The sequence below is a fragment of the Gimesia chilikensis genome (assembly GCF_007744075.1).
Lineage (GTDB): Bacteria > Planctomycetota > Planctomycetia > Planctomycetales > Planctomycetaceae > Gimesia > Gimesia chilikensis_A.
The window spans coordinates 5,064,520-5,089,706 of record NZ_CP036266.1 but is presented as its reverse complement, the minus strand read 5'-3'; the positions used below and the strand labels follow the sequence as shown (position 1 = coordinate 5,089,706).

Below are 25,187 nucleotides of genomic sequence, written 5' to 3'. Positions count from 1 at the left end.
AAGCGGACCACGATTGCAATTCTATACCGGGTCTCGGTACGATCAAAAAATATAGAATTGTAACGATCCTGCCTGTTGACGTCTCACCTGTCAGAAATAGCCCGATACGACCTGCTGCGAAATCAAATATGTTCACGCGCGTTGCTTACTCCCCGTTTCTCTCTGCCCCTGACAGGAAACTGTTCCGGTCTGCTCGACTGCTTGTGCTGATTTGCCTGACGCTGCTGTCGGGGCTCTGGTTTTCAGAAAAAGCCGAAGCACATCCCATTTCGGTCAGCCAGGAAAACGTCTATGTCACGCGGGAAAAAGTGGTGATCTCGATGCAGATTTATGTCGAGGATCTCTACTTCTTTCAAAAGCTGGAACCAGACAAAGAGAACATTGTCTCGCAGAAACAAATCAAAGAAGCGATCGAAAAGCACAAACAGTTTCTGCTGGATCGCCTGCTGGTGCGGGACATTAACGGTGAGCGGCTCAAGGGAAAAGTCGTCTCGGTCGACGATTCTTCGGTCTCCTCTAAAGGGGTGGCCATGAGCGACCTGATGGCCTTCATGCTGGATTTCCAATTGGAGTATCCACTCAAAGAGCCCCCAGAGTTTTTGACCTTCAGCCAGCAACTCGTCGATTCCAATGCGGGCTTTCCAGCCATGGTTCAGTTCAACCTGAAGCAGGAAGGATCGGAGACTCCCTATTCGGTCTCAATGAAACCCCGCGAGCCCCAGACAATTCGCTTTAACTGGGATCACCCGCCGCTGGCTCCAGATGCTTCAGAGGAAGACTGGCAGAAGTGGTTGAAAGAACGTCGTGAAGAGACGCTGGGGATTACCAGTTATGGTACCGTTTACTCGTTTCTCTACATTGAGGATTTTGAAATCCGTCACGAAATTCTGATTCCGCTGGCGACGCTGGAGTCATTCTTCACGCTCGAACGCAAGGATGAAGATTTTCTGTCTGTCGCTGAGCAGGAAGCATCGCGCGACACGATCGAGGAATTTTTTGCCAAAGCGAATCCGATCGAGATTGATGGAATTGTAGTGAAGCCGGTGATCAGCCGCCTCGATTTTTACGGGCTGGATTTCAAGGATTTCGCGAAGCCGGCGGATAAGAAGCGGGTCAGCGTTGCGAATGCCCGCGTGGGTATCATCTTGACATACAGTACCAAGGGGACTCCCGACAAAGTCAAGGTAACCTGGGATATGTTCAATCGTAGTGTGTGGAGCGTGGAATCCGTCTGCTTCGCATTCGACAAAGCTTACAAGCCGATCTTTTCCAAGCTGGAACGGAACAGCGAATTTGTGTGGACCAATCCGGGACGCAAAGTCAGCCTGGAGGTCAATCCGGTAGAAGTCGCTTTGCAGCCGCGGACACAGTGGTCGGTCTCGATGCTGACGGCAGGGGGATTATTTCTCTGCCTTCTGCTGGCATTAAGCTTGATCAGCCAACGTCAGAGACGGAAATCGACTTATACCATGCTGGCTATTTTACTGGTGGCGAGTCTGCTCTGCTGGCCGGTCTCCCGTGTGACTTTTGCCAGTCCCTTGGAACCGGTTCCGCATGTGTCGGCAGAAAAAGCAGAAACGGTTTTCAAAACCCTGCACAAAAATATTTATCGCTCTTTTGACTATCACACCGAGAGCGATATCTACGATGCACTCGCCAAGAGTGCAGATGGTTCTTTTCTGGAGACACTTTATCGGCAGATTAACCAGAGCCTGAAAATGCAGGAGCAGGGGGGCGCCGTAGCGCGGGTGACCGACGTGCAATGGAAGACCATCGAACCCCATTCCGCTTCCACCGCGGATACAATCTCGCCAACTGATGAGCGTAGTTTTTCGGTTCAGTCGACCTGGACGGTCTCGGGCACTGTAGAACACTGGGGGCATATCCATACCCGCACCAATCGTTATCAGGCCGTTTTCTATCTTCAGCCGGTGGAAGGTGTCTGGAAACTGACGGGCATGAATCTGCTCGATCAGGAACGTCTGCGGTTTGAAACCGGTTTGCGGGAAGTCAAGATCGAAGAAGTTAAGCCGGAGCCTGAACCCGTTAGAAAAAAATCGCGCAAAGGCAAGACTACTAAATCCTCGGATTCGAGTTCCTCATGATTCAGATCAGACAGCTCAAGTTTGGCTATCCGGAATCGAGTTTCCGGTTAAATATTCCTGAGCTGGAGATTCAGGATGCGGAAAAAGTCGCCGTCATTGGTCCCAGTGGCTGCGGCAAAACGACCCTGTTGAATCTGATCTCCGGGATCCTGATTCCGGATCAGGGTGAGTTGACTGCAGGTGATGTTGATTTGCGGACTCTAAATGACAGCCAGAGACGAGCCTATCGCATTTCTCAAATCGGCTTTGTCTTTCAGGAATTTGAGCTGATTGATTATCTCAATGTCCGGGAAAATATCCTGCTGCCTTTTTATATCAATCAGACTCTCAAGCTGGATGAAAGTGTGCAGGCACGGGCACGTGATTTGGCTGCCTCGATGCAGATCGAGCAGTATCTTAATTCACGCATTGATCAGATTTCCCAGGGAGAACGTCAGCGGGTTGCGATCTGCCGGGCACTGTTGACTCAACCTCAGATCCTGCTGGCTGATGAGCCAACCGGGAATCTGGATCCGGCCAACAAACGCCTGATCCGGGATCTGCTGCTGGAGCATGCCACCCGTACCAACGCCATACTGATTATGGTGACTCATGATGATCGCCTGCTGGATGAGTTCGACCGGACGATCGACATCGAGCGTTTTCATGAAATGGTGAAAACGGCATGAATGGGATTCTGCGTCTCACATTACGCTACCTGGCGTATAACAAACTCAAAACAGTCACACTGATTCTATGTGTGACGCTGGCGGTCCTGCTGCCGGTCCTGCTGCAATTTGCTGTCAGCTGGTTCGAGCAGGATCTGCACTCCCGCGCCAAAGCCACACCCCTGGTGGCGGGTGTGAAAGGCAGTCGATTCGACCTGGCACTGCAGAGTATGTATTTCAGTCGGGCTGATCTGGAACCGACCGATATGCAGGCTGTGGAAACCATTCAGGAATCGGGTTACGCCATGCCGATTCCGCTGGCAGTCCGGTTTACTGCGCAAGACGCACCAGTCGTGGGGACTTCGCTCGACTATTTTGAATTTCGAAAGCTGGAGTTAGCTCAAGGAACCAGCCTGAAACGACTCGGGGATTGTGTGCTGGGGGCCAGTGTCGCCGAGCGTTTGCAGTTGAAACCCGGCGACAGCCTGATGTCCGATCCGTTGAATGTCTTCGATCTGTCGGGGAATTACCCGTTGAAAATGCGAGTAGTGGGAGTGCTCAAGCGAGCCCATTCGCCGGATGATGAAGCTGTGTTTGTGGATTTGAAAACGGAATGGATCATTTCCGGAATCGGTCATGGGCATCAGACCATTAATGCAGAGACCAGCAAAGATCTGGTGCTCGGACAAAATGACCAGCAGACTGTTGCTAATGCGGCGGTACCTCAATTCAATGAAGTGACCGATGAAAATCTGGCATCGTTTCACTTCCATGGGAATACCGGTACGTTCCCGGTGTCTTCGATCATCGTGGTACCCAATGATGCCAAATCAGAGGTCCTGCTGCTGGGCATGTATGACTCTAAGGATGCCGATGTGCAGATGATTCGGCCTGTCGAAATTGTAGATGAACTGTTACAGGTTGTGTTTCGAGTCAAGCAGCTGTTTGACGTGAATACTTTCCTGGTTTCGTTCTCTGTGGGACTGCTGCTGGTGCTGGTGTTTACATTGTCGTTGCGTCTCCGTCGCCGCGAACGGCAGACGATGTTTCAACTGGGCTGCAGTCGTTCGATGATCTGGAAGCTGCAACTGACCGAAGTGCTCTTGATTCTGGTCAGCAGTCTGGTTCTGGTGTTATGTATTACAGCTGTCGTGCGAGTGTATGCCGAACAGCTGCTGCGAATATGGATTATAGATTGAGTCTGATGATGCGAAATTCTGCCCTGTGGTTAGTGCTGACCGCGCTGTTTTTGTTGTCTGCCTGTGAGTCAAAAGAGAGCTCGCCAACCGGGGAGTCAACAGCTGACGCACCTCCTGTCGTGGTGGTCGTCAATTACCCACTGGAATTCATTGTGGTCTCACTGGCTGGTTCGGAAGTCAAAGTTCTGAATCCAGTTCCATCCGGGGCAGACCCCGAAACGTGGATTCCCGACGATGAAGTCACAGAAACGATCCAACGGGCAGACCTGATTATCACGAATGGGGCTGATTTTGCTGACTGGGTGAAAAAGCTCTCTCTCCCGCGATCGAAGGTTCTGAGGACATCGTTGTCACTCAAAGATGCGCTGGTGACAGTCCCTGATTTTGAAGTTCACAGTCATGGCACTGGGGGAGCACATTCCCATGCGGGTACTGTCGCGTTTTTCTGGCTCGATCCCAATCTGATGTACCGACAGGCGGAAGCCATCGCGCAACGCCTGGTCAATTTGAACCCTGCTGATGAGCAGCAGATTGAGTCCCGACTACTCAAGTTCAAGGAAGCGCTCGCGCCACTCAATCAGCAGCTCGATCAGATGAAAGCTGATTATTCAGGACGGCACTGGTTTTCCCGGCGTCCCGTCTATCAATACCTGGCCCGGAGGTGCGGCTGGGAAATGTTTCACCTGCACTGGAAACCGGGGGCAGCGCCCACTGAAAGTGAGTGGGAACAGATGCAAACGCTGCAGAAAGAACATCAGATTTCAGGTGTCCTCTGGGAACGGTCTCCGGGTAAAAAACTGCGTGAGAAATTGGATGAGCAGGGCCTGAATTCATTCGTCCTCAACCCGCTGACCACAAAACCGGCAAAGGGAGATTATCTCACCGTGATGCAGGAGCAGCTGTCACAACTGGCACAGTTTCTGAAATCAAATCAGCCAGTCTCCGCCGACGAAAAAAATCCCAAGTAATTGGTATATCTATGTTTTGAGACTGTACGAATTCTGCCTTTCTCAGAGGTCTCAGGACTCGTAAACCCGAAAACAGACGGGATCGGCCACCAGAACTTGATTGGGCCAATTACTACGACTGCTGCATTTATACTGAATTTCTGTTTCCGGTTCGCTGGATTTCGGGTTGAGTTCAGTTGAGGGAGTAGGAAGTACCGATGTAAGGTATATAATGTGGATAAATCACTGTTTTGAGATGATGGATCACGACCTGTTACGATAACCCGAAAGGTTTTAATGATGCAAACAGCTTTACAGGTTTTGGACCGGGAATACCTCGAAGCCCGCTGTGCCCTGCTGGAACTGGCTGCGGCTCTGGATCGCGTTGATCGCGCTCACGATCATGAAGAAGCGGCCAACAATTTTCAGGATTCCCGTCTGGACCAACTGAATCAGGCAATCAAGATCTTGAGTGAAGAAAGTCACCTGCCCAATCGATCGGAGCGTCTGCTGCTGCTTTTCTCCGACCTGGACTGATTCTCCTACGTTCTTCCTCCCCGCCATTTAATGATCTAAATTTTCAGCGAGACGAATATGCAAATCATCCAACCTCATTATCATGCGATCGCCCGAACAGCCCAGGACTATGAACGGATGGCAATGTCCGGTGTCGTAGCCGTTGCTGAGCCTGCTTTCTGGGCCGGCTTTGACCGTCTGTATCCGGAAACCTTTGTGGATTACTTCCGCCAGATCAGTGAATTCGAACCAACCCGTGCCGCTGAATATGGCATTAAGCATTACTGCTGGGTTGCCGTGAATCCCAAGGAAGCTGAAAACCCGACATTGAGCCACGAAGTGCTCAAGCACATGCCGGAATTCTACGAAAAGCCGAACGTGCTGGGCGTGGGAGAAATCGGGTTCCATAAGACGACCAAGAATGAAGAAGAGATCTTCGAAGCTCAGGTCGAGCAGGCGATCAAATATGATCAGCTGATTCTGATTCATACGCCTCACCTGCAGGACAAAGTCCGCGGAACCAAGCGGACCCTGGAAGTCCTGGCACACATGAACGTCAATCCGGAACGGGTCTGGATCGACCATGTCGAAGAACACACGATCCGCGAACCGCTGGAAGCGGGCTACTGGGTCGGCTTCACTCTCTATCCTATTACCAAGTGCTCGCCCAAACGGGCCTGTGACATGCTCGAAATGTATGGTCACGAACGAATCCTGGTGAACTCCTCAGCTGACTGGGGACCCAGTGATCCCTTTACCCTGCAGCAGTGTGTCGTGCAGTACCGGGCACGTGGCTACTCGGTTCAGGATGCGATTGAAATCTTCCACAACAATCCGGCGCGCTTCCTGGGACAGAATCCCAAGTTCGATATCAAGCCGATTCAACTGGAAACGATCGAGGAAGAAATTACAGATATGGTCTAAAACGACCAGATCTCGGAAAGAAATAAACAGGAGTCGGGTTTATGCTCGACTCCTGTTTTGCTGCGCGGATCTCAGGATAACGCCTATTTCTTCTTTGGGCGAAAAGCGACCAGACGTTCCTCATCGGTCTCCAGAAAGGGACCTTCCAGCAGGTCGATACAATACGGGACAGCCGGAAAGACAGCGTCCAGGCATTCCTGAATCGCCTTGGGCTGACCAGGCAGATTGATGATCAGCGTCCCGCCTCGGATCACGGCGGTCTGCCGGGAGAGAATGGCGGTTGGGACTTTTTCCAGTGAGACCTTACGCATCAGTTCTCCAAAGCCGGGCATCTCTTTTTCCGCGACTGCGAGTGTCGCTTCCGGCGTGATGTCCCGTCTGGCAGGACCGGTTCCGCCGGTTGTCACTACCAGGCAGCACTGATCTTGATCACAAAGCTCAATCAGAGTTTCTGTGATCGTGGAGAGTTCATCGGGAATGACACGTGCCTCAGGTGTCCAGTCGCTGGTCAGTACTTCTTTCAGGTACTCGTGGATTGCCGGGCCTCCCCGGTCTTCATATTCGCCTCGACTGGCGCGGTCGGATACGGTCACAATTCCTATTTTGGCTGTCATTTATTATCGATCTGAAAAGAGAGCAATAAGGTATCTCAGGTCTCAAACACGTTACTACCTGACTGCTGGATTATAACGATTCGTGGACTGAATTTAAAAAGAGATTGCTTGCTAAACAGACTTTTAAACCTACTTATTCCGTTGTAACAGTACTGATCGCCAGCTGATTCAGGGAGACGTCGTTAGATGATGTTTATGTTCGCTGAGACTGTAATCAACGGAAACTTTGTTTTCTTGAAAGGCCTCATCACGCTGTTGAATTAATTGAATGGCTGCATGATTTCGGGAGATGACACCCGGTTGTGGGTACAGGCCGCCGCCGATGACAAGTGCGACCAGGATCAGAATGGCGACATGTTCTGGGATCCGTGCCCGGAGCGATATAGACGCCGAATGATGCGTTCCCGTAAAGACCCGAAAGTAGACCTGTAGAATCGCAATGCTGTTTAAAGCGGTCGCAATCACAACCGCAGTACCGACCAGTGGGTAGACCTCAATCACTCCTTCAATTAGAAGTTCAGTCCCGATAAAGCCCAGCGTTCCGGGAAAGCCGATTGAAGCGAGGCCCGTAACCAGAAATAACCCTGCCAGGGTGGGAGTATGTTCGTAAAGTCCATGATAGGTTTTCAGGGAAATCCTACCGGTTCTGGCTTCGACAGAACGCAGGGTTAATGCAAATCCGGCCAGCGAAATTCCAACAGAAATCCAGACACATAATCCGCCTGTCAGTCCCAGAGGAGTCGCCATTTCTAAACCAACCAGCACCAGGGAAGAATGGCTCAAGAACAGATAGCAGAAAAAACGGCGGGCTTCCTGTTGCACCAGCGCCATGCCGGCTGCATAGACTGCTGTAATCAGGGAAACAATCGCGATGCCCTGCAATGCCCAGTCAGGGGCAATGGGGAAGACCAGCCGTAAAATGGCGTAAGCGCCCGTCATGGGAGTGACGAACAGTAAGGCGGTTCCGAATGTGATTTTGTCGAATAGATCTGTCATCCAGCAGTGAAGTGGAATGATTCCGTTACGCAATAAGGCAGCGGTGGTCAGCAGCGCGCCAGCGATCAGTGAGAGTGTACCGCTTTGATCCTTGAAGCTGGAAAGTAAGCCTCCAGCGACCAGAAGCAGGACAAACAGCCCCATGTGTAGAACATAGACACGGCTTGAGCGTTTATTGGACCGGAATTCCAGTAAGGGAGGGATTGTTGCCACGGAAAGTAAGAGAATGATGATCCACGGTTCTTTACTGCTGAGCGTCGACAGCAGGATCGCTTCGGAGATTAAGGTGTTACTGAAAGAAAAACTATGTCCCTTGGTTTTCAGCGTGGAAAGCACCGTCAGGAGGTAAAGCAGCGCTGCCAGCGGCAGCAAAGGGGCACTCAAGTCATCGACCACAAAGAGGTTTTTATGGAACAGTCGATAAAACAGGGAGAACGGTTCAGAGGCAGCAAACGTTTTGAGACTTACAAAGTCGATCCATCCGCAGATCGTGACCAGACAGGTCAATGTGCAGATGCGGATGCAGCGCTTGTAAGCACGATCCCGATCTGGAGTGAATTTGAGCCAGATTGATCCCAGCAGAGTGATCAGGACGGAGATTTCCATCCAGGGGAGATGGAGTTCGGGCAACATTAATTATCCTCCAGAGAATCAGAGACAGGGGAGACGGATTCAGATTCTCTTTGATCTTCTCCGGAAATCAGATTAGTCCAGCGCGATTCTAAACTGTCACAATAACGAAACAGGCCAACAAAGGGGGTGATGATGAATCGGTTACAAAGCATATCCAGATAGCCTCGTTCCAGTTCAAATCGATACAGTGATACACGATACCGTTCGGGCATAATTCGAACCCACAGTGATGGTTTTTGTGTCAGATGAGCCCCAATCGCATTTTCGAGTGAATGGTAATCATGAAATAATGACGGCGCTCGCAGCAACTGTAATGTTCTCAGACAGGCGTGCCCGATGATGTGAATCAGCGCGATGTAACGTAAGCCACATCCGATTTCGACGACGATGATGCTCACCTGAGTCAGTGAGGCAAAGGCGAGTGCACTTTTGATATCAGTTTGCACGCGGGCAACGAGAGTACCATAGATCGCGGAGACCAGTCCCAGCAGAATGACTGCCAGGCTGAGTAGCGGGGATAGCTCGAGAATCGGACTGACACGCAACAGCAGATAGGCGCCCAGATGGACGGAAAGTGATCCGTAAAAAACAGCACTCGAGGGCGTGGGGCCTTCCATGGCGCGCGGTAACCATCCGGAAAATGGTACAAGAGCTGATTTTCCCGCTGCCGCGAATAACAGCAGGAGTCCGATAATCAACGCGTGTTGCTCTGAAATCGTAGCCTGACCATCGGGCCATGAACCTGTTCCCATCAGTTCGGCGAAGTCACCTGCGCCAGTTAAATGGTGTAGCATGATTGCCGCCACCAAAAATGCGGCATCAGCAATTCTGTAGATCGACCAGATCCGCAGCCCGTTTCGAACGGGGTTGAGGCGTTCGTGAAAAAATGCCACCAGCAGTGCTGAAGAGAGTCCGACTAATTCCCAGCCGAAAAAGAGTGTCTCAATCGTTCCTGCCAGCGAAGAAACTATCATTCCCAGCAGAAACAAGGCATAACAGATGAAAAAACGATTATAGCCGGATTCCCGATGCAGATAGCGACTGGCGAATGCGCCAACGGTGCCACAAAGGATAAACGATAGAATACAAAAGGGAATTGATAATCGATCGAAAATAAACTTCAGATGGAAGTGAAAATGTTGCTCGGGGAGCACGACCCAGTTACCCATTTCGACGGGAACATATCGTTTGCCCAGGGTAAGCATCAGAACCAGGACAGCGATCGAGGCAAACAGTCCCATGACGACGACCGTCTGGGTCGCCTGGGCAATCAGTCGCTCTCCAAGTGGTTTGTTGATCAGCGATGTTGTACCGAATAATGCCAGGAGCAGGGCAGGTCCTGCTACAATACATACGCCGAGGAACTGGAATGCAATTTCAGAATTCATTGGGTAACCGATACCTGTTTCAGCGAAGGGGAGACGGCAGGATTTTCAATGGAGGCAAAACCAAGATGATCCCGTTTGCCACGGTACCAGTCTATGGAAGAGTTTGTACGCGGGAGTTGCTCTGACTCAGGCCGATATAGTGTGAAAAATCCATTTCGATATTCATGGATCTGGGAGGTTTCCACATCAAGGATCGCTAACTGTACCCAGTTACCATTCACCAGTCTCGCAATTCCTGGATTGTCATTGATAATCCGGGACATGGCCTCTTTTGTCGTTTCGATGACGAGGAGTAACCGTACGGGTTCATGAATCTCGACCATCTGCCAGGGAAGTCCAGGTCGAAGATCGCTGGCAGAACCGTCCATCACACCTAACAGAGATGTGATATTATGTGCCAGCTTTGTGCCACAGCCATAACCCGTTGAATCGACGTATGAAAAATAGTATTCCAGATTGATCCCGGCACAAACGGGTATGACCGCCTGGAGCAGCCTTTCCAGAATCTTGCTGTCTTCATCATCCTGCAGGGGATTATAGGATGTCAGAAAAGCACGACGATCCAGAAACAGTCCACGGTTCCATTCTCTGCGACCGACAAAGCAGATCGAGTTAGTCGCGTGGCCATACTCGGGACGTACCTGTGATAGGTCCTCTGCACGACCTTCGACATGTCGCAGTGCTTCATCAACTGAGAGATCAAGATCGGCCGATTCAAACCGGCGGCAACGTTCATGGGCATTATGAGCGCGGGCTGCGGAGATGTGCTTGTCTGCCGTTTCAAACAGTTTCCGGTGGGAGACCGGAAGACGGTCGAGGTCATACCAGGTGACGTTGTCGTTACAGGTGTTATGATAGCAGCCTAAAAAATTTGTCTCGTCGGGGATAACCAGACTGTGTTCAGACAGGATACGTCGTACTCGGGGATCGTTTGCCATTTGAGCGAACGCGCGTGCATTGGGGCCTCCACGACCCCCACCGCATGCGCCACAATCATGCGCGGCTTCGTGCGGGTTATTCATGCTGGAAGATCCGTGGCCACAAATAATGACCAGGGGAGAAAACTGTTCTGATCGTGCCAAGCCCATGGCTCGTAATCCGCCTTCAACGATTTGAGCCATTTCTACAATCGAATACCCCAGTTGATCACCATGATTCCCTGGCTCGGCACTGATTCGCTCCAGCCTTAATTGAGTCGTGGGAGGGGCAACGATGCTCTGAAACATCCCGCGGATCTGGGCTGTTGTACGTGGAAAGAGCGTGCGAGCAACCAGGGGAAACGCCGCCAGTGAACCAACCAGACCGGTTAACAAACCGCCGAGGAAAGTCCGGGTCCCTACATGCGTCTGATGGGTGGCTCGACCGAGGCGACGACGTGTGACCGCGCGGCGACGACTGATGCGTTCGAGCGAATAGAGAGTCTCTTCCTGCACAAAATGAACCGGTTTGATGTTAACCGGGCATAGCGGTGTGAAATGGGCATCTGCGGCGCCGCGATAGTACATCGCGACACCAAAGAAACCGGCGATTCCAAACGTTTCACAATCAGGAGCGATTTCTTCCAGGTGCCGGCGGAATGATTCTTCACGTTCATCAATGCAACAGACGACCTGATATGCGGGCTGCATCGGTTGCTGGGGCTCAGCCTGAGCCTTTAATTCCCGGTAGCGTTTTGTATGTGCTGAAACTGCGTTGAGGATGTCGTTTCGGTATTTTCGTTCATAGGCCAGGTGGAATATGCGTCGACGTTCCAGGCTCGAAAATTGTTCAATTTCCTGAATGAGCAGTCTCCACTGTTCATCCGACAGATACATCAGGTCTTCCGGGTTCCAGCCACGCACTTGTGAAAGCTGAAATAAAGTAAACGCCAGTTGATATTGATGGTCTTTCATACTGGGGTGGGTGTTTTTCAGGATCTCATTGCGGACAGTTTCCAGGGAGCCCTCAAAATGAAGTGATTCCTGCATCACTGCCGTCACAGCGAGACGATCCAGGATCAGGCGGACCGCCAGGAATTCGATCAGAGTTCCTTTGGGAGCGGGGTGGGGAGCCCATTCCGCATTGGATTCCATTTGCCAGGCAATTCCTGACCATCCCCGCAGCGCAAGCAGCGTTTGAGAAATATAATCATCGCGTTCTTCGTCAGGGACTCCCAGCAGCGAGAGGGATTCGCTGATTGATTCCAGGGGGCTGAGGTTAGAGACCAGCAGACGATTGATTTCGCTGTTGAGTCCTGAGAGTGTGACAGAGGGACTCAGTTTTGAACCGGAATATAAATTCAGGAATGCATGATAAAATCCTGTATTGCGCTCGGGGAGCGTCCATGCGCCAAATCCCTGATCGAGAAATGCTGCACAGAATCGAATTAAGACTTCGTTTACGATCAGATCGGAATCAACGCCGGTTGCACTCATTAACAGATCTCGGTGTCTGACCGATTTATGAGTAGTGCTCATCGGTTTGATATTAGCGGACTGGACGCGGTTGTGGCAGACTTCCCACAGGAAGTGTAATGCAAATGATTCCCACTTCTGCGCATTCCATGAATCCATGGATTTCGTATTAAACTGACTACAAAGGCTGCTCATGATCATTTCGGACTTTTGATCATTTGGATGCTTACCTTCGCGGAAGTCCCGCATAATCCAGTTTTGTGTTTTGGCAATCGTCTGGGCTCGGGTGGCGGGCGAAACTTCCTGTCGAAAGCGACGTAAAGCATCGGTTTCTGCAATGAACCAGCGTAATTCCGCTACGGGGCCTGAATGGAGGGGAAACTCTAACATGGCCAGGCGGAGGGCGTACCGGGTTCCAAACGTACCAATCAGTTGATCTGCCCGTTCAGCAAGTTCATCGTGTAAGACTGCCTGCAGGTCCTGGACGCGGATCCGCTGGTTTTCCAGTTTTTTTCGATAGCGCTCTTCTGGCAGGTATGGGTGGCAGCCAAAGATCTTGCCGCCTGCGGAGACACCGTTCTCAAAGGGGAGGCTTTCAAAGGCATGCAGCGTATTGTGGTGCACGAAGACCGTAATCGGACCCTGAGCTGGCAGATAATGTGCGGCATGTTTTATAACCTGGATCAGCTCAGCATGTTTTTCAGAGTCTGTCGATAACTCAGGCTGATCACCTGGTTTGATTTCAGTAGGTTTATTCATGATGAATCACAAGTTATCGCTGCGCCCGGTTGAGTGTGCGCATAACTTCCGTATGAGGGATCAACAACCGTCTCGGGAAAGCAGGGGGCCTGCTACAAAGACAGTCAGAGATTAAAATGAAGGCTGCTTAAATATCGCGAGCACGCAGCATAAAGACAGAGTTGTTGAAGTCAGCAGGCAAATCTTTGAAAATGAATTTGCGCAATTAGACTGCAGAAACTGGTGGGGCCCGGGAGCAGTCGGGGCTGTAAGCGATTCTTGTGGGGGTGACAGCAACATCATGAATAGAGCGATCAACATAATCTGTCTGATTAAAGTAGTCGCTCGATATTCTCAGAAGCTGAAAAGTGAGTTCCCATTTTTTTAACTCGTCCTTGGATTTACTCTCTTTACCCACAGGCTGATTGATGGGGGAGGATTGTCCTTCCCCGACAGCAACCTGCGAAGGCATAGATCCAAAGATCAGTACGCAGAAGAGAATTAAATAAACGAGGAGTCTCATTAATGGTTCCAGCATTAACAGTTTCAGTTTCGCCGCTGAAAAACAGTCAGAAGGACGAAACTTAACCGCTAATAGCAGAGGTCAAAAACTGGTATACGGGAAAACAATATACGTACTTTTAACAGGGGTGACAAGTCTGTAGAACCCTTGGAACAGGCGAGACTACGGATGTGTATGAATGTATATTTTGAGTGTATGGTAATCGAATAAGAAGTTTATCTCACCTGTCACACATTTATTTTATTATACTGAAATCAACATTTATTGTCTGAGAGACTGACTAGAATGTCTGAGAAAAGGTGTTTTATCAAACCTTCTCTTTGACTACATTACCGCGGTAATTGAACAACATTTAAATATCTTGGGAGTAATGAGATGCAAAAACTTGTCGATGGAATTCACAAGTTTCAAAGAAACTATTTCAGCCAGGACCAGAAGCTGTTTGAAACTCTGGTTGAGGGGCAGCATCCGCTCGCCTTGTTCATTACCTGTTCGGACTCCAGAATTAATCCGAATTACATGACTCAGACCAAACCTGGAGAGCTGTTTATTCAGCGAACTGCCGGTAATATTGTACCAGCTTATGGAGCGGTTCACGGTGGTGAAGCAGCGACAATCGAGTATGCTGTCAGTGCACTCAAAGTGAAAGACATTATCGTCTGTGGCCACTCCCATTGCGGGGCCATGTCAGGTCTGCTCAATCCCGAACTCATAGAGAAGATGCCTGCTGTCAAAAGTTATCTGGAGCACGCCGAGTGTACGCGTCGGATTGTGGATGAGAATTACGGGCATCTTACCGAGCCCGAAAAACGTCTAATTCTGACCGTTCAGGAAAATGTACTCGTACAGATTGAAAACCTGAAAACTCACCCCTCGGTAGCTGCTGCTGTATCCCGGGGAGAGCTAAAGCTGCACGGCTGGGTTTATAAATTCGAAACTGGCGAGGTATTCAATTTTAATCCGGATGAGGGGCAGTTCCTGCCTCTGGAAGAAGACGTCTTATCCGAAAAGGCATTGGATAAAGCGATGCCACCTATCTCCCCCATCTAACGTCACTGGAGAAGCCTGCTGCCCGCTCTGCCTTGTTTCTTAAATAGAGATGGGGTGTTTATTCGGGTGTGCAGGCTATTTTTTCAGCCAGCGGCAGTTCACCCTCATCGATCTGGTAGTTACCAAAGCGGATCGAGTAGTTATCGTTAAACCAGTCCTTGATCTGAGGCAGGAATTCCTGGTCAAATTCAGGAGCGGTGAAGAAGGTGCGTCCGAAATGGTGCGCCTGAATTTCTCCATCGGCAACAACCATCTCTCCATCTTTAAAGACCCAGCGGGGGCGTTCAAACATTTCCTGGCGGTTTTGCTGCGGGGAGTAAATTGTGATGTCAGCGTGAGCGCCGGTGCCCAGATGCCCTTTGTCTTTCATGCCCAGCACACGAGCGGGAGCAGCCCGGGTAATAATAGCGATTTCATAGAGCGAATACTCACGCGTCAGATCGGCCAGCACGCTTCGTTCGCGGATTGCTTCGGGCATCTGTGACAGGAATTCATCTCGGAAGCTTTTATCCATCAACAGATAAATGATCTCGGGGTAATGATAGAAGGCACCGCCGTTGGGGTGATCACTGGTCATCACGACCCGCCAGGGGTCTTCCATCAGCAGATACCATTCCAGGGCGATTGCCCATTGGACGGCATGAATCAGGCTCCGCTGCGGTCGGTATTCAATCGGAATCACACCACAGCTGCTTTCGAGTTCACAATCGGCGGTGTACCACTTATTGCGATTGATATTATGCAGGAACTGACTGAACGGCGTGTCTCCGGTCATGGAGAGAGTCAGCCCAGGATTGATGTGTCCCACGTCGACGGTAATGTTTTCGTGTGACTGGACGTAATCAACCAGTTTCTGGGTAGCCGAGGAAAAGCTGCTCGGGTCGTTAGGATCGCCATCATACGAATGAAACTGGACGTGTGCTAAATGGCCTCGGTGCCCCTCAAGCGATTCCATCGTGTTTAGAGTCGTTTCCCAGTTGCCGGGAATTCCCAGATTATTACAGTGGATATGTACTGAGTGGGGGAGTTCCAGGCGATCAGCGGTGCCTGCCAGTCCGCGTACAATCTGGCGGGGAGTCACGCCGAAACCTTCTACGGGTGCATCCAGTTCCCACATCGATTTGCGACTGATCTGTTTCCAGTCTTCCACACCACCCGGGTTCACGATTTTGATCGTGTAACCCTTGGCCGATTCCAGCAGCCAGGCGCAATAGGAGTCCAGCGCATTCTGATCCTGATTCCGCAGATGCTTCATTACGAAATGATTGTTGCCGAACAGCAGGTAGAAGCCTTTATCCAGAATCGGGGTGTCCTGCAGTTCCTCATGGGCATGGCGGGCGTGCAATCCTGGAATAGCAGCGTCCATGGCCGTGGTATAGCCGATACTGGCGAACAGGTATCCGGTGGCGAAGGTGCTGGGCACCACGCCTCCTGTGCCGGAACGCGTCTGTTCTGTGCGGAAGATGGGAGCAGCCTGACGCTTCATCTCGGGCGTCATTTTTCGGCCTGCGTTCACTTTGGGACCGGCAATATGACAGTGCATATCGATCCCACCCGGCATCACGGTGTAGCCGCTGGCATCCAGGGTTTTACCGGTGAACGAGTCTGCATCCAGGGGACGGTCGATGATCTTACCATCCTGAATCCAGAGGTCGCGGACCTCACCATTGACTCCATTGGCTGGATCGTAGACCGTTCCATTTTTTATCCGGAAGAGTGACACGGGATACCTTTTGTCGTGACAGTCACATCAGGCAGCAGCACAATGCAATGACGCGGAAATGTGAAGATTAATGGTGGCGGCAGCAATTGGATCGTCCACAGCCGGGATCGGCCATGGGAAGTTGAGATTTTTTATTACTGCTTTCCCCTTTGAAAAGCAATCCGCCTGAGATCAGACGTTCGACCGGAGCTGCCGCGGGAGTGCCGTTGAGGGGGACTCCTGCTTTCTCGCAGACTTCACCCCAGGTTTTGAGCGATTCGCTCATGCGATGGCTGACTTCAACTGTTTCGTTGTTTGATTCACAAAAATATTCGTAGGTGATCATACTGATGATTCCGAAGCTTTCGAAACGACTATCCCGATGTCTGTCTGGCCTGCTGAATCGCCCGGCGTTTCTGTGCATAACGTTTCACAAGTTCGTCTGAGACGACGCCGACCAGAATTACTGCACCAATGATAGCAAATTCCAGCTGGGAGGGAATCCCCAGCATGGTGATTGAATTACGTAGAACCCGCATCAGAGCGGCACCGATTACCACTCCCAGAATCGTCCCTTCACCGCCGCGAATACTGCATCCCCCCAGCACCGCTGCTGCAATCGCGTACAGTTCGTAGAAATTACCAATCCCCTCGGGCTGGACCGAGTTGATATCCAGGCCGAACAGGATGCCCCCGATGCCTGCCAGAAACGAGCAGATCACATAGGCCGTAATCACCACTTTATCGGTCTTGATGCCGGAATACCGGGCGGCTGCCTCATTGTTTCCGATAGCTTTCAGATAGCGGCCAAAAATCGTTTTATTCAGCAGGAAAGCAGCCAGCAGAGCCAGGCCCAGCATAATTAAGAACGGGACAGGTAACTTGAAACCTTCGATGAAGGGGAGATCGATTTTGCCCGTTGCCAGATAGCGGAGTCCTGCATGAGCCGTACCGAAGCCCTGGGTTTGATCCTCGGTAATCCCCCGGGCGACACCCCGATAGATCAACAGGCCACACAGGGTCACGATAAAGGGTTGCAGTTTCAATTTGGTAATCAGTAAACCATGTGCGAGGCCGATACAGATTGAGAGAGCGCCGACGATCAGGAAGGCAAGCGGAACGGGAACCCCTTTGGCCAGCAGGTATGGCAACATGGTCCCAATCAGGCAGATCACCGAACCGATCGACAGATCAATGCCGCCGGAAATGATGACAAAGGCGACGCCAATACTGATAATTCCAAACAGGGATGTGAGTCGCGTGACATTCTGAATGTTATATGCAGACACAAAGTTCTCATTCGAGATGGCAGTCACGCCGCAGACAACAATCAGTAAGATTAAAATTCCCAGTATTTTTTTCATGATTCTGATTCTCAGGTATGATTTCAGCTTAGATGATCATTGCGTCTGACTGTGGCTGAGTGTCTGGCCGGTCGCCAGTTGCATGATGGCCTCCTCGCTCAATTCATCGCGGGAGAGTTCGCCTGTCATCTGTCCCTCATGCATGACCAGCACACGGTCAGAGATACCGCGGATCTCTTCCAGATCACTACTGACGAACAGGACCGCCATGCCTTGAGAGGCCAGTTGATTCATCAGTGTGTAGATTTCTTCCTTCGCCCCAATATCAACGCCGCGGGTGGGTTCGTCGAGCAGCAGCACGCGGGGATTCATGGCCAGCCATTTTCCCAGCACGACCTTCTGTTGATTTCCGCCAGATAAAAACTGCACGATCTGACTATCGCTGGGAGTTTTGATTTTCATCGCCGCGATCATCTCTTCGGAGATGTTGCGTTCCTGATTAAAATTAATTCTACCCAGTGATTTTCGATCGCGCGTCAGGCTGGCCAGACTCATGTTTTCGCGGACTGCCATCTCCAGCACCAGTCCCTGCAATTTACGGTCTTCAGGCACCAGTGCCAGACCGGCACGAATGGCATCCTTGGGAGAATTGATCTGTATTGCCTGTCCGTTGATAGAGATGGAACCACTGAGAGGGGCGTCGATGCCAAACAGCACCTGCATCAGTTCTGTACGGCCTGCTCCGACCAGTCCTGAAATCCCAACGATTTCATTCTGCCTGATCGAGAAGTTGATGAAGTGAGACGGATAAGCAGGGGTGCGGAGATTCTTGACTTCCATAACGACCGGGCCGGGTTCATGGGGCGTATGTGGAAAAAACTGGGAGACATTCCTGCCCACCATTAATTGCACCATCCGTTCATGAGAGATCGAGGCACGATCCAGATCGCCTGCGTTTTCGCCATCGCGTAAGACGACGACACGGTCTGCCAGATCGTTGACCTCACCCAGCCGATGCGAAATGTAAATCACACTGACCCCTCGTGCCTTCAGCTCACGAATGACGGCAAACAGGGCCTCCGATTCATGCAGAGAAAGAGATGAGGTGGGTTCATCCATAATCAGGATTCGGGCATTGATCGAAAGAGCCTTGGCAATTTCGACCATCTGTTGCTGCCCGACGGTCAGGTCCCCTACCAGAGTTTGCGGGGGAAGATTCAGCCCCACCTGTTTGAGCAGTTTTTCGGATTCGAGGTAAGTCTGCTGCTGGTTTATCACATTCCAGGAAGCGGGTTCTCGTCCCAGAAAAATATTGGCTGCGATGTCCAGATTCTCACAGAGGTTCAACTCCTGGTGAATCAGGGCGATCCCGTTCTCCAACGCAGCCTCTACGTCAGAGATTGAGACTTCAGCTCCTTCAATCAGCAGTTTTCCTGAATCCGGAGGCTGGACACCCGCCAGGATTTTCATCAGCGTACTTTTACCGGCACCATTTTCACCAATGACGGCCAGTACTTCTCCATGGTTTAAGGTCAGGCTGACCTGGCTCAAGGCTTTAACGCCAGGAAACTGTTTGGAGATCTGAACTACTTCGAGCAGTGGTGCCGGATGAGTCGTGGCAGGACTACTCATCCTTCTGCGGTTCCTTCTGCTGTTGTGGGTAACGGGGGTCTGGTGTTGCTCCCGGATCTGTTTTCTTTGCGGATTTTGTTGTCTCGCTTGCGGGCTGACCCTGATCTTTTTTCGCAGAATCGCCGAGCAGTGATTTCAGTTCGGTCCAGAACTCCTCAACATTGTCCTTACGGATCTTGCGAGCCGGAATGTGCAGAATCTCATTTTCCGGGATCACTGATTTGTCACCGTTAGCGAGTGCTTTCAAAACGCGTACCGATTCATAGCCGTACTGATAAGGGTTTTGAACGACGGTGCCTACGACCGTGCCATCCATGATTCCCTGCAGGCTGGCTTCATTTTCGTCAAATGAGACAACCTTGATTTCTTTCAGTTTCCCGGCGTCACGAATCGCCTCCAGGCAGAGCGGAGGATTGTAAGCAAACAGACCGACCATGCATTTTAAATTGGGATGATTGGCAATCGCGTCTTCCGCATTCGCTTTGGCTTGCGGATGGTCGAAGTCGTCCGTACGGGTATCCAGAATCGAGTATTTGTCATTCTTGATGACCTCACCTGGTTCGTCGTAGCGTGAACCGTCGTGCGAGCGATCCATAAGTTCGTCAATCACACCCTGCCTGCGTTGACGGGCATTCGCCTGACCCAGACGTCCCACGAACAACATGACCTCGCCTCCGTCTGGCAGGGCTTCCTTAACCAGTTCTCCACACATCCGACCGGCGGTGTAGTTATCCATGCCGATATAGCACTGACGGGGACTTTCCGGTGCGTCGGAATCTTGAGTGATCAGAATCGATCGCTCGGCGATTTCTTTTAACAGCTCATTTTGATTTTCCGGATCAATCGGACTGATCGCAATCCCGTCGACGTTCTGAGCCAGCAGTTCCTGAACCATTCGTTTCTGATCCGCCACACCCTGGGGGGGCATTCTCACTTCGACATTCACATCCAGGTCTTCACCCGCTTTTTCAGCACCTCTCTGGGCAATCACCCAGAACGGGTCGACTCCGTTTGTGACGAAGGCAACTGTTTTTTTACCGTTCCCTTTCTGCTGGTTACAGGCGGGTAACAGTATTGAAATACTTAAGATAGTTGCAAAAAGGGTGCAGCTCCGAATCAGTTCGCGACAGGTCATCAAGTGAGGCTCCTTGTATTTATTGTGCGTAAGATCAGGTCGAATGAAATGTTGATATTATGATGATTGACTCAGTCACATGATGCAATGATTTCGTAGAAATATCGAGTATACCCGAGCCAAATCAATAAATAAAAAAGAATACAGACTGGTTTTCAATGCTTCAATTGGCTGTTATCATAAGAGATCGCCTACCCGGGGCATTCTCTCCTCCGTCACAGGCTTACCTTCCCGTGTGATTGATCTCTTGAGACGATCTGATGAAACAGACTATCAGTCTCGCTGTTCAATGGCACGATCCCATTCAACTTCATATTTCATCTAACTTTTAATGCATTACAGGGGCAGCAACGTGATTCAAGCACTTAAAACATTGTGTATTGCTACCAGTGTTCTGCTGGTATCCCAGGCCATGCTCGCGGCCAAAGATTCCAGCGCACCCGATTCGACTCAAGTCTGGACCTTCAAACAGAAAGAACACGGGTGGACTCCCTATCGTGACTGCACTCTGGATGTCAAAGACAATCTGCTGCAGGTAAACAGCACTGGTAAAGATCCCCATTTTGGCCGCGAACTCAAATCCCCGGCTGGCTGGAAGAAAGTCAAAGTCCGTCTGCGGGCTCCCAATCGACTGCGTGGAGAACTCTACTGGAAAACAGAACAGAAAAACGGGTATGCGGATGAACGATCCGAGAAGTTCGATACCCGTGGAAATAACAAAGACTGGCAAGATCTGACTTTTGTCTTTTACGCTGACTCTCCTCTGACGGGACTTCGCTTCGATCCTTCCAGCCGAAAAGGTCTGGTAGAAATCGAGTCGATATCGCTGGAAGATTCTGAACCACCGCGTTCTGCGACTGCCACCCCGGTCGATCAGATCAAGTTGCTTGAGGGTTACAAAGTCGAATTGCTTTACTCGGTACCTACCGATGTCGAAGGGTCTTGGGTCAGTATGACCATCGACCCGAAAGGCCGTCTGATCGCCTCTGATCAATACGGTGCTCTCTATCGCATCACGCCGGCTAAGATTGGTGCTAAAACCAACGATACCCAGGTTGAAAAACTGAATGTCGATATGGGTATGGCGCATGGTCTGCTCTATGCCTTCGACAGTCTGTACGCCGTAGTGAATGGTGGGGATACGCGTCCTTCCGGTCTCTATCGTCTTAAAGACACTAACGGGGATGATCAGTTCGACGATGTGCAGTTCCTGCGTGAGATTAAAGGTGCCGGTGAGCATGGTCCGCATGCGATTATTCTCTCGCCCGATAAAAAATCACTCTACATCGCAGCCGGCAACCATACCGATCTGCCCAACCCTGAAAAATCACTCGTTCCCCGTAACTGGGATGAAGACCTGTTGCTGCCACGTCTGTGGGATGCCCGCGGACATGCGGCTGGTAAGCTGGCGCCCGGTGGTTGGATCTGTCGCACCGATCCGGAAGGGAAGGAGTTTGAATTAGTCAGTAGTGGGTTCCGTAATGAATATGACATTGCCTTCAATCCGGAAGGGGAGCTGTTTACTTACGATGCCGACATGGAATGGGACGTGGGATCTCCATGGTACCGTCCGACGCGCGTCAATCACGTGACCAGCGGCAGCGAATTCGGCTGGCGTTCAGGAACGGGCAAATGGCCTGCATACTATCCCGACAGCCTGCCGGCTGTAGTAAATATCGGTCAGGGTTCGCCCACAGGGATTGTTTTCGGAACCGGAACCAAATTCCCTGCGAAGTACCAGCAATCGCTGTTCATCTCCGACTGGAGTTACGGCATCATTTACGCCGTGCATATGAAACCCGAGGGAGCGTCATACGTCGCGACCTACGAAAAATTTGCTTCGGCGACTCCGCTGCCGGTTACCGATCTGGTTGTCAATCCGGTTGATGGGGCGCTGTATTTCACGATTGGCGGACGCCGCACCCAGTCAGGTCTGTACCGGATTACCTACACCGGTAAAGAATCGACGGCTCCCGTGTCGGCGACTCCAGCCGAGTTGGCCGGTTATCGGGCACTGCGTCGTGATCTGGAAAAATATCACGAACAGCAGAATGAAGAAGTCGTTTACAAGGTCTGGCCATACCTGGGACATGCCGATCGTCACATTCGTTATGCTGCCCGGATTGCCCTGGAACATCAGCCTGTCGAACAGTGGCAGAACTGTGTGTTGATCGAACAGGATCCCGCTACGCTGATCAATGCAGGGATCGCGCTGGCCCGGAACGGGAAACCAGCAGTGAAACACGCCCTGCTGGAGAAATTGAACGGCCTCGACTGGGCTGCATTATCTCAGACCGAGAAAATGGATCTGCTGCGTCTTTATCAACTCGTCTTCATCAGACTCGGTGAACCAACTGAGCGGGAACGAATTGATGTCCTGGCACAAATCGACAAGTCTTATCCTGCCAGTGATGTCTTCATGAACCGGGAACTCAGTCGTCTGCTGGTTTATCTCAACGCTCCTAAAGTGATCGAGCGAACTCTGGCACTTCAGGACAAAGCCCTGACTCAGGAAGAGCAGATTCACTATGCCAAGGTGCTCAGCAGTCTGGCCAGTGGCTGGAACAATGATCTGCGAAAGCGTTATTTCGAATGGTATCTGAAGTCGACTGCTCATAAGGGCGGAAGATCGTTTGATAAGTTCCTGGTTAACATTCGCGCGGAAGCCATCAAAACGCTGACCGATGCGGAAGAGAAAGCCCTCAAACCGGTTCTGGAAATCAATCTGGAAAAAGCGGAACCGGTTCCCCAGGGACCACCGCGGCCGGTTGTGAAAAAATGGACCGTTGATGAACTGTTACACGCGGCCAATAACGATGATGGCCAGCGGAACTTTGAACGGGGCCGTGAAATGTTTGCTGTGGCAGCCTGTTTCAAATGTCATCGGTTTGCCGGTGAAGGGGGAACCATTGGACCCGACCTGACCGGCGTCGGTGGGCGTTTCAATGCCCAGAATCTGCTCGAATCGATTATCGAGCCTTCCAAGGTGATTTCCGATCAGTACGCCTCCACCATGTTCATTCTGGATGATGGTCGCGTTGTCAACGGGCGGGTCATTAACCTGAGTGGTAAAAACCTGATGGTGCTGACCGATATGACCAATCCCAGTGATCTGGCATCGATTAACCGAGATAGCGTTGAGGAGATGATGCCTTCCAAATCATCCATGATGCCGACCGGGCTGGTGGATACGCTGACGAAGGAAGAAGCCCTTGATCTGCTCGCCTACCTGCGATCTGGTGGGAATTCAAAACACGAGCTGTTTAAGAAGAAAGACTAGAGTCAGCGCGAAGTACCAGGTTTCCCCATTGAAGTACTTCGCAACTGATTAACTTATCGTGCTATGACGTAGACTCCTGAATTCCATCCCGGAATCAGGAGTCTACTTTTCTTTCGGGACAACTGTCTGAATCAATGCAGGGCTGAGGCGGAATAATGAATGATTCACAATACATCACACGCCGGGACTTGCTGGCCAGTGCTGCTGCACTCGCGTGTGGCGTTTCTACACAACGTGGCTATGCGACTTTGAACAATCAGGTGAAGCCAAAGTCGGTCGCAGCGGTGATCTCCATTTATGAGCCAGGGACTCACGCTGATGTGCTGATTGGGAAAATCCTGGAGGGCTGGAAACAGGATGGCGGACCGGGGCCTGCACTGAAGCTGTCATCTTTATATGTAGATCAGGTTTCTGATCGGGACCTCTCTCGCGGGATGGCTGAAAAATATAACATACCTGTTTTCGATACGATCGAAAAAACAGTCACGGTGGGGGGTGATCAGATACCCGTGGATGGTGTCATCAGTATCGGGGAGCACGGTGACTATCCCTTCAATGAAAAAGGTCAGCAGCTCTATCCGCGTCGTCGTTTTTTCAAAGAGATTACCGACACCTTCCGCAAATATGAGCGGGTTGTACCTGTTTTCAATGATAAGCATCCCGGACCGGTCTGGAATGATGCCAAATGGATGTATGATCGTGCCCGGGAGATGAAAATCCCTTTCATGGCCGGTTCTTCTCTGCCTCTCACATATCGGGAACCGGAAATTAAAGTCCCCCCGGGGTCTGAAATTGAAGCGGCGGTCGGCATTGGTTACTCGGGGCTCGACATTTATGGCATTCATGCCCTTGAGAGCTTCCAGTGCCTGGTAGAACGCCGTCGGGGAGCGGAAACAGGCGTGAAATGGGTTCAATACCTGGAGGGAGATGCCATGTGGGCCATACTCGATCAGGGGATTGTCTCGCAGGCTCTCTTCGATGCGGCACTCGCTGAAGTGCCGAAAGTGAGGGAAGGGGATGTCCGCAAAGATCCTGATGCGGGGCTGTTCCTGTTTGAATACAAAGATGGGTTCATGGGAGCCGTCTTCATGCTGCAGTCCGTGAATCGGACGTCAGTAGCCCTGAAGCTGAAAGGTCAGCCGCAACCACTGGCGACCCAGTTCGAAGAACGTACCGAACCCGCGCATCCGCATTTCGCCTATCTGCTGAAGGCCATCGAACGCATGTTCCATACGGGACAACCCAGTTATCCCGTCGAGCGAACGCTGTTAACCAGCGGGATCCTCGATCGTACTCTGAATTCAAGGTTTCAGGGCGGAAAAAAACTGCAGACGCCCGAACTGGCGATTCATTATCAGCACGTCGATTATCCTCACGCTCCCCTGCCTGATCTGAGCTCCAATCCGTCACTGCCGTTACCTGAATGAACCAGATAGACGGCCATCGAGTCCGGATGTGTCG

The 25,187-nt window shown here is 51.2% G+C and carries 19 protein-coding genes; 9 read left to right on the top strand and 10 right to left on the bottom strand.

Going from position 1 to position 25,187, the window contains the following annotated elements; translation table 11 throughout:
• The first annotated feature begins 128 nt into the window (after positions 1–128).
• The 6 genes from HG66A1_RS19190 (at position 129) to HG66A1_RS19165 (ending at position 6,338) form a co-directional block, all read left to right on the top strand.
• Positions 129–2,105, top strand: coding sequence for a hypothetical protein (locus tag HG66A1_RS19190; RefSeq protein WP_145187586.1), 1,977 nt, complete (start codon positions 129–131; stop codon positions 2,103–2,105).
• Positions 2,102–2,773 (top strand): ABC transporter ATP-binding protein, encoded by a 672-nt coding sequence (locus HG66A1_RS19185; protein ID WP_145187583.1) that lies wholly within the window; start codon positions 2,102–2,104, stop codon positions 2,771–2,773. Before HG66A1_RS19190 ends, HG66A1_RS19185 begins: the two co-directional genes overlap by 4 nt.
• Positions 2,770–3,951 carry an ABC transporter permease gene (locus HG66A1_RS19180; protein WP_145187580.1) on the top strand — a complete coding sequence of 394 codons (1,182 nt, stop codon included), beginning with the start codon at positions 2,770–2,772 and terminating at the stop codon, positions 3,949–3,951. The genes HG66A1_RS19185 and HG66A1_RS19180 overlap by 4 nt, the downstream gene beginning before the upstream one ends.
• A 5-nt stretch (positions 3,952–3,956) precedes the next feature.
• The gene (locus HG66A1_RS19175; protein ID WP_197996683.1) at positions 3,957–4,919 is read left to right on the top strand and encodes a metal ABC transporter substrate-binding protein; all 963 of its coding nucleotides are present in this window, start codon (positions 3,957–3,959) and stop codon (positions 4,917–4,919) included.
• Between the two features lie 276 nt (positions 4,920–5,195).
• Positions 5,196–5,435: a hypothetical protein gene (locus HG66A1_RS19170; RefSeq protein WP_145187574.1), complete on the top strand. Its 240-nt coding sequence runs from the start codon at positions 5,196–5,198 to the stop codon at positions 5,433–5,435.
• A 57-nt stretch (positions 5,436–5,492) separates the two neighbouring features.
• Complete coding sequence (locus HG66A1_RS19165; protein WP_145187571.1) at positions 5,493–6,338, top strand: TatD family hydrolase; 846 nt, start codon at positions 5,493–5,495, stop codon at positions 6,336–6,338.
• A gap of 83 nt (positions 6,339–6,421) precedes the next feature.
• On the opposite strand, the gene mog is transcribed toward HG66A1_RS19165, so the two are convergent.
• From mog to HG66A1_RS19140, 5 genes are all read right to left on the bottom strand, one after another.
• Positions 6,422–6,952 (bottom strand): molybdopterin adenylyltransferase, encoded by a 531-nt coding sequence (gene mog, locus HG66A1_RS19160; protein WP_145187568.1) that lies wholly within the window; start codon positions 6,950–6,952, stop codon positions 6,422–6,424.
• A 168-nt stretch (positions 6,953–7,120) separates the two neighbouring features.
• Complete coding sequence (locus HG66A1_RS19155) at positions 7,121–8,581, bottom strand: proton-conducting transporter membrane subunit (RefSeq protein WP_145187565.1); 1,461 nt, start codon at positions 8,579–8,581, stop codon at positions 7,121–7,123.
• Positions 8,581–9,969, bottom strand: coding sequence for a proton-conducting transporter membrane subunit (locus HG66A1_RS19150; RefSeq protein WP_145187562.1), 1,389 nt, complete (start codon positions 9,967–9,969; stop codon positions 8,581–8,583). The genes HG66A1_RS19155 and HG66A1_RS19150 overlap by 1 nt, the downstream gene beginning before the upstream one ends.
• The gene (locus HG66A1_RS19145; RefSeq protein ID WP_145187560.1) at positions 9,966–13,121 is read right to left on the bottom strand and encodes a DUF2309 domain-containing protein; all 3,156 of its coding nucleotides are present in this window, start codon (positions 13,119–13,121) and stop codon (positions 9,966–9,968) included. The genes HG66A1_RS19150 and HG66A1_RS19145 overlap by 4 nt, the downstream gene beginning before the upstream one ends.
• 205 nt (positions 13,122–13,326) lie before the next feature.
• Positions 13,327–13,638, bottom strand: a complete 312-nt coding sequence (locus HG66A1_RS19140) for a hypothetical protein (RefSeq protein ID WP_145187557.1) — start codon at positions 13,636–13,638, stop codon at positions 13,327–13,329.
• Between the two features lie 360 nt (positions 13,639–13,998).
• Here HG66A1_RS19140 and HG66A1_RS19135 point away from each other — a divergent pair, with 360 nt between their 5' ends.
• On the top strand, positions 13,999–14,673 hold the full coding sequence (locus tag HG66A1_RS19135) for a carbonic anhydrase (RefSeq protein ID WP_145187554.1): 675 nt from the start codon (positions 13,999–14,001) through the stop codon (positions 14,671–14,673).
• 58 nt (positions 14,674–14,731) lie between these two features.
• Here the strand turns inward: HG66A1_RS19135 and HG66A1_RS19130 are convergent, their stop codons facing one another.
• From HG66A1_RS19130 to HG66A1_RS19110, 5 genes are all read right to left on the bottom strand, one after another.
• Positions 14,732–16,396 (bottom strand): formylmethanofuran dehydrogenase subunit A, encoded by a 1,665-nt coding sequence (locus HG66A1_RS19130; RefSeq protein ID WP_145187551.1) that lies wholly within the window; start codon positions 16,394–16,396, stop codon positions 14,732–14,734.
• 67 nt (positions 16,397–16,463) lie between these two features.
• Positions 16,464–16,721 (bottom strand): zinc ribbon domain-containing protein, encoded by a 258-nt coding sequence (locus HG66A1_RS19125; protein WP_145187548.1) that lies wholly within the window; start codon positions 16,719–16,721, stop codon positions 16,464–16,466.
• A 28-nt stretch (positions 16,722–16,749) separates the two neighbouring features.
• The gene (locus tag HG66A1_RS19120; RefSeq protein WP_145187546.1) at positions 16,750–17,739 is read right to left on the bottom strand and encodes an ABC transporter permease; all 990 of its coding nucleotides are present in this window, start codon (positions 17,737–17,739) and stop codon (positions 16,750–16,752) included.
• 36 nt (positions 17,740–17,775) lie between these two features.
• Positions 17,776–19,311, bottom strand: coding sequence for a sugar ABC transporter ATP-binding protein (locus HG66A1_RS19115; RefSeq protein WP_145187543.1), 1,536 nt, complete (start codon positions 19,309–19,311; stop codon positions 17,776–17,778).
• Entirely contained in the window at positions 19,304–20,446 is a 1,143-nt protein-coding gene (locus HG66A1_RS19110) for a sugar-binding protein (protein WP_232106616.1), read from the bottom strand. Before HG66A1_RS19110 ends, HG66A1_RS19115 begins: the two co-directional genes overlap by 8 nt.
• A 352-nt stretch (positions 20,447–20,798) precedes the next feature.
• Between HG66A1_RS19110 and HG66A1_RS19105 the strand changes: the two genes are divergently transcribed.
• Positions 20,799–23,726 carry a c-type cytochrome gene (locus HG66A1_RS19105; RefSeq protein ID WP_145187537.1) on the top strand — a complete coding sequence of 976 codons (2,928 nt, stop codon included), beginning with the start codon at positions 20,799–20,801 and terminating at the stop codon, positions 23,724–23,726.
• 155 nt (positions 23,727–23,881) lie between these two features.
• The gene (locus tag HG66A1_RS19100) at positions 23,882–25,153 is read left to right on the top strand and encodes a hypothetical protein (RefSeq protein WP_232106615.1); all 1,272 of its coding nucleotides are present in this window, start codon (positions 23,882–23,884) and stop codon (positions 25,151–25,153) included.
• The last annotated feature ends 34 nt before the right edge of the window (positions 25,154–25,187 follow it).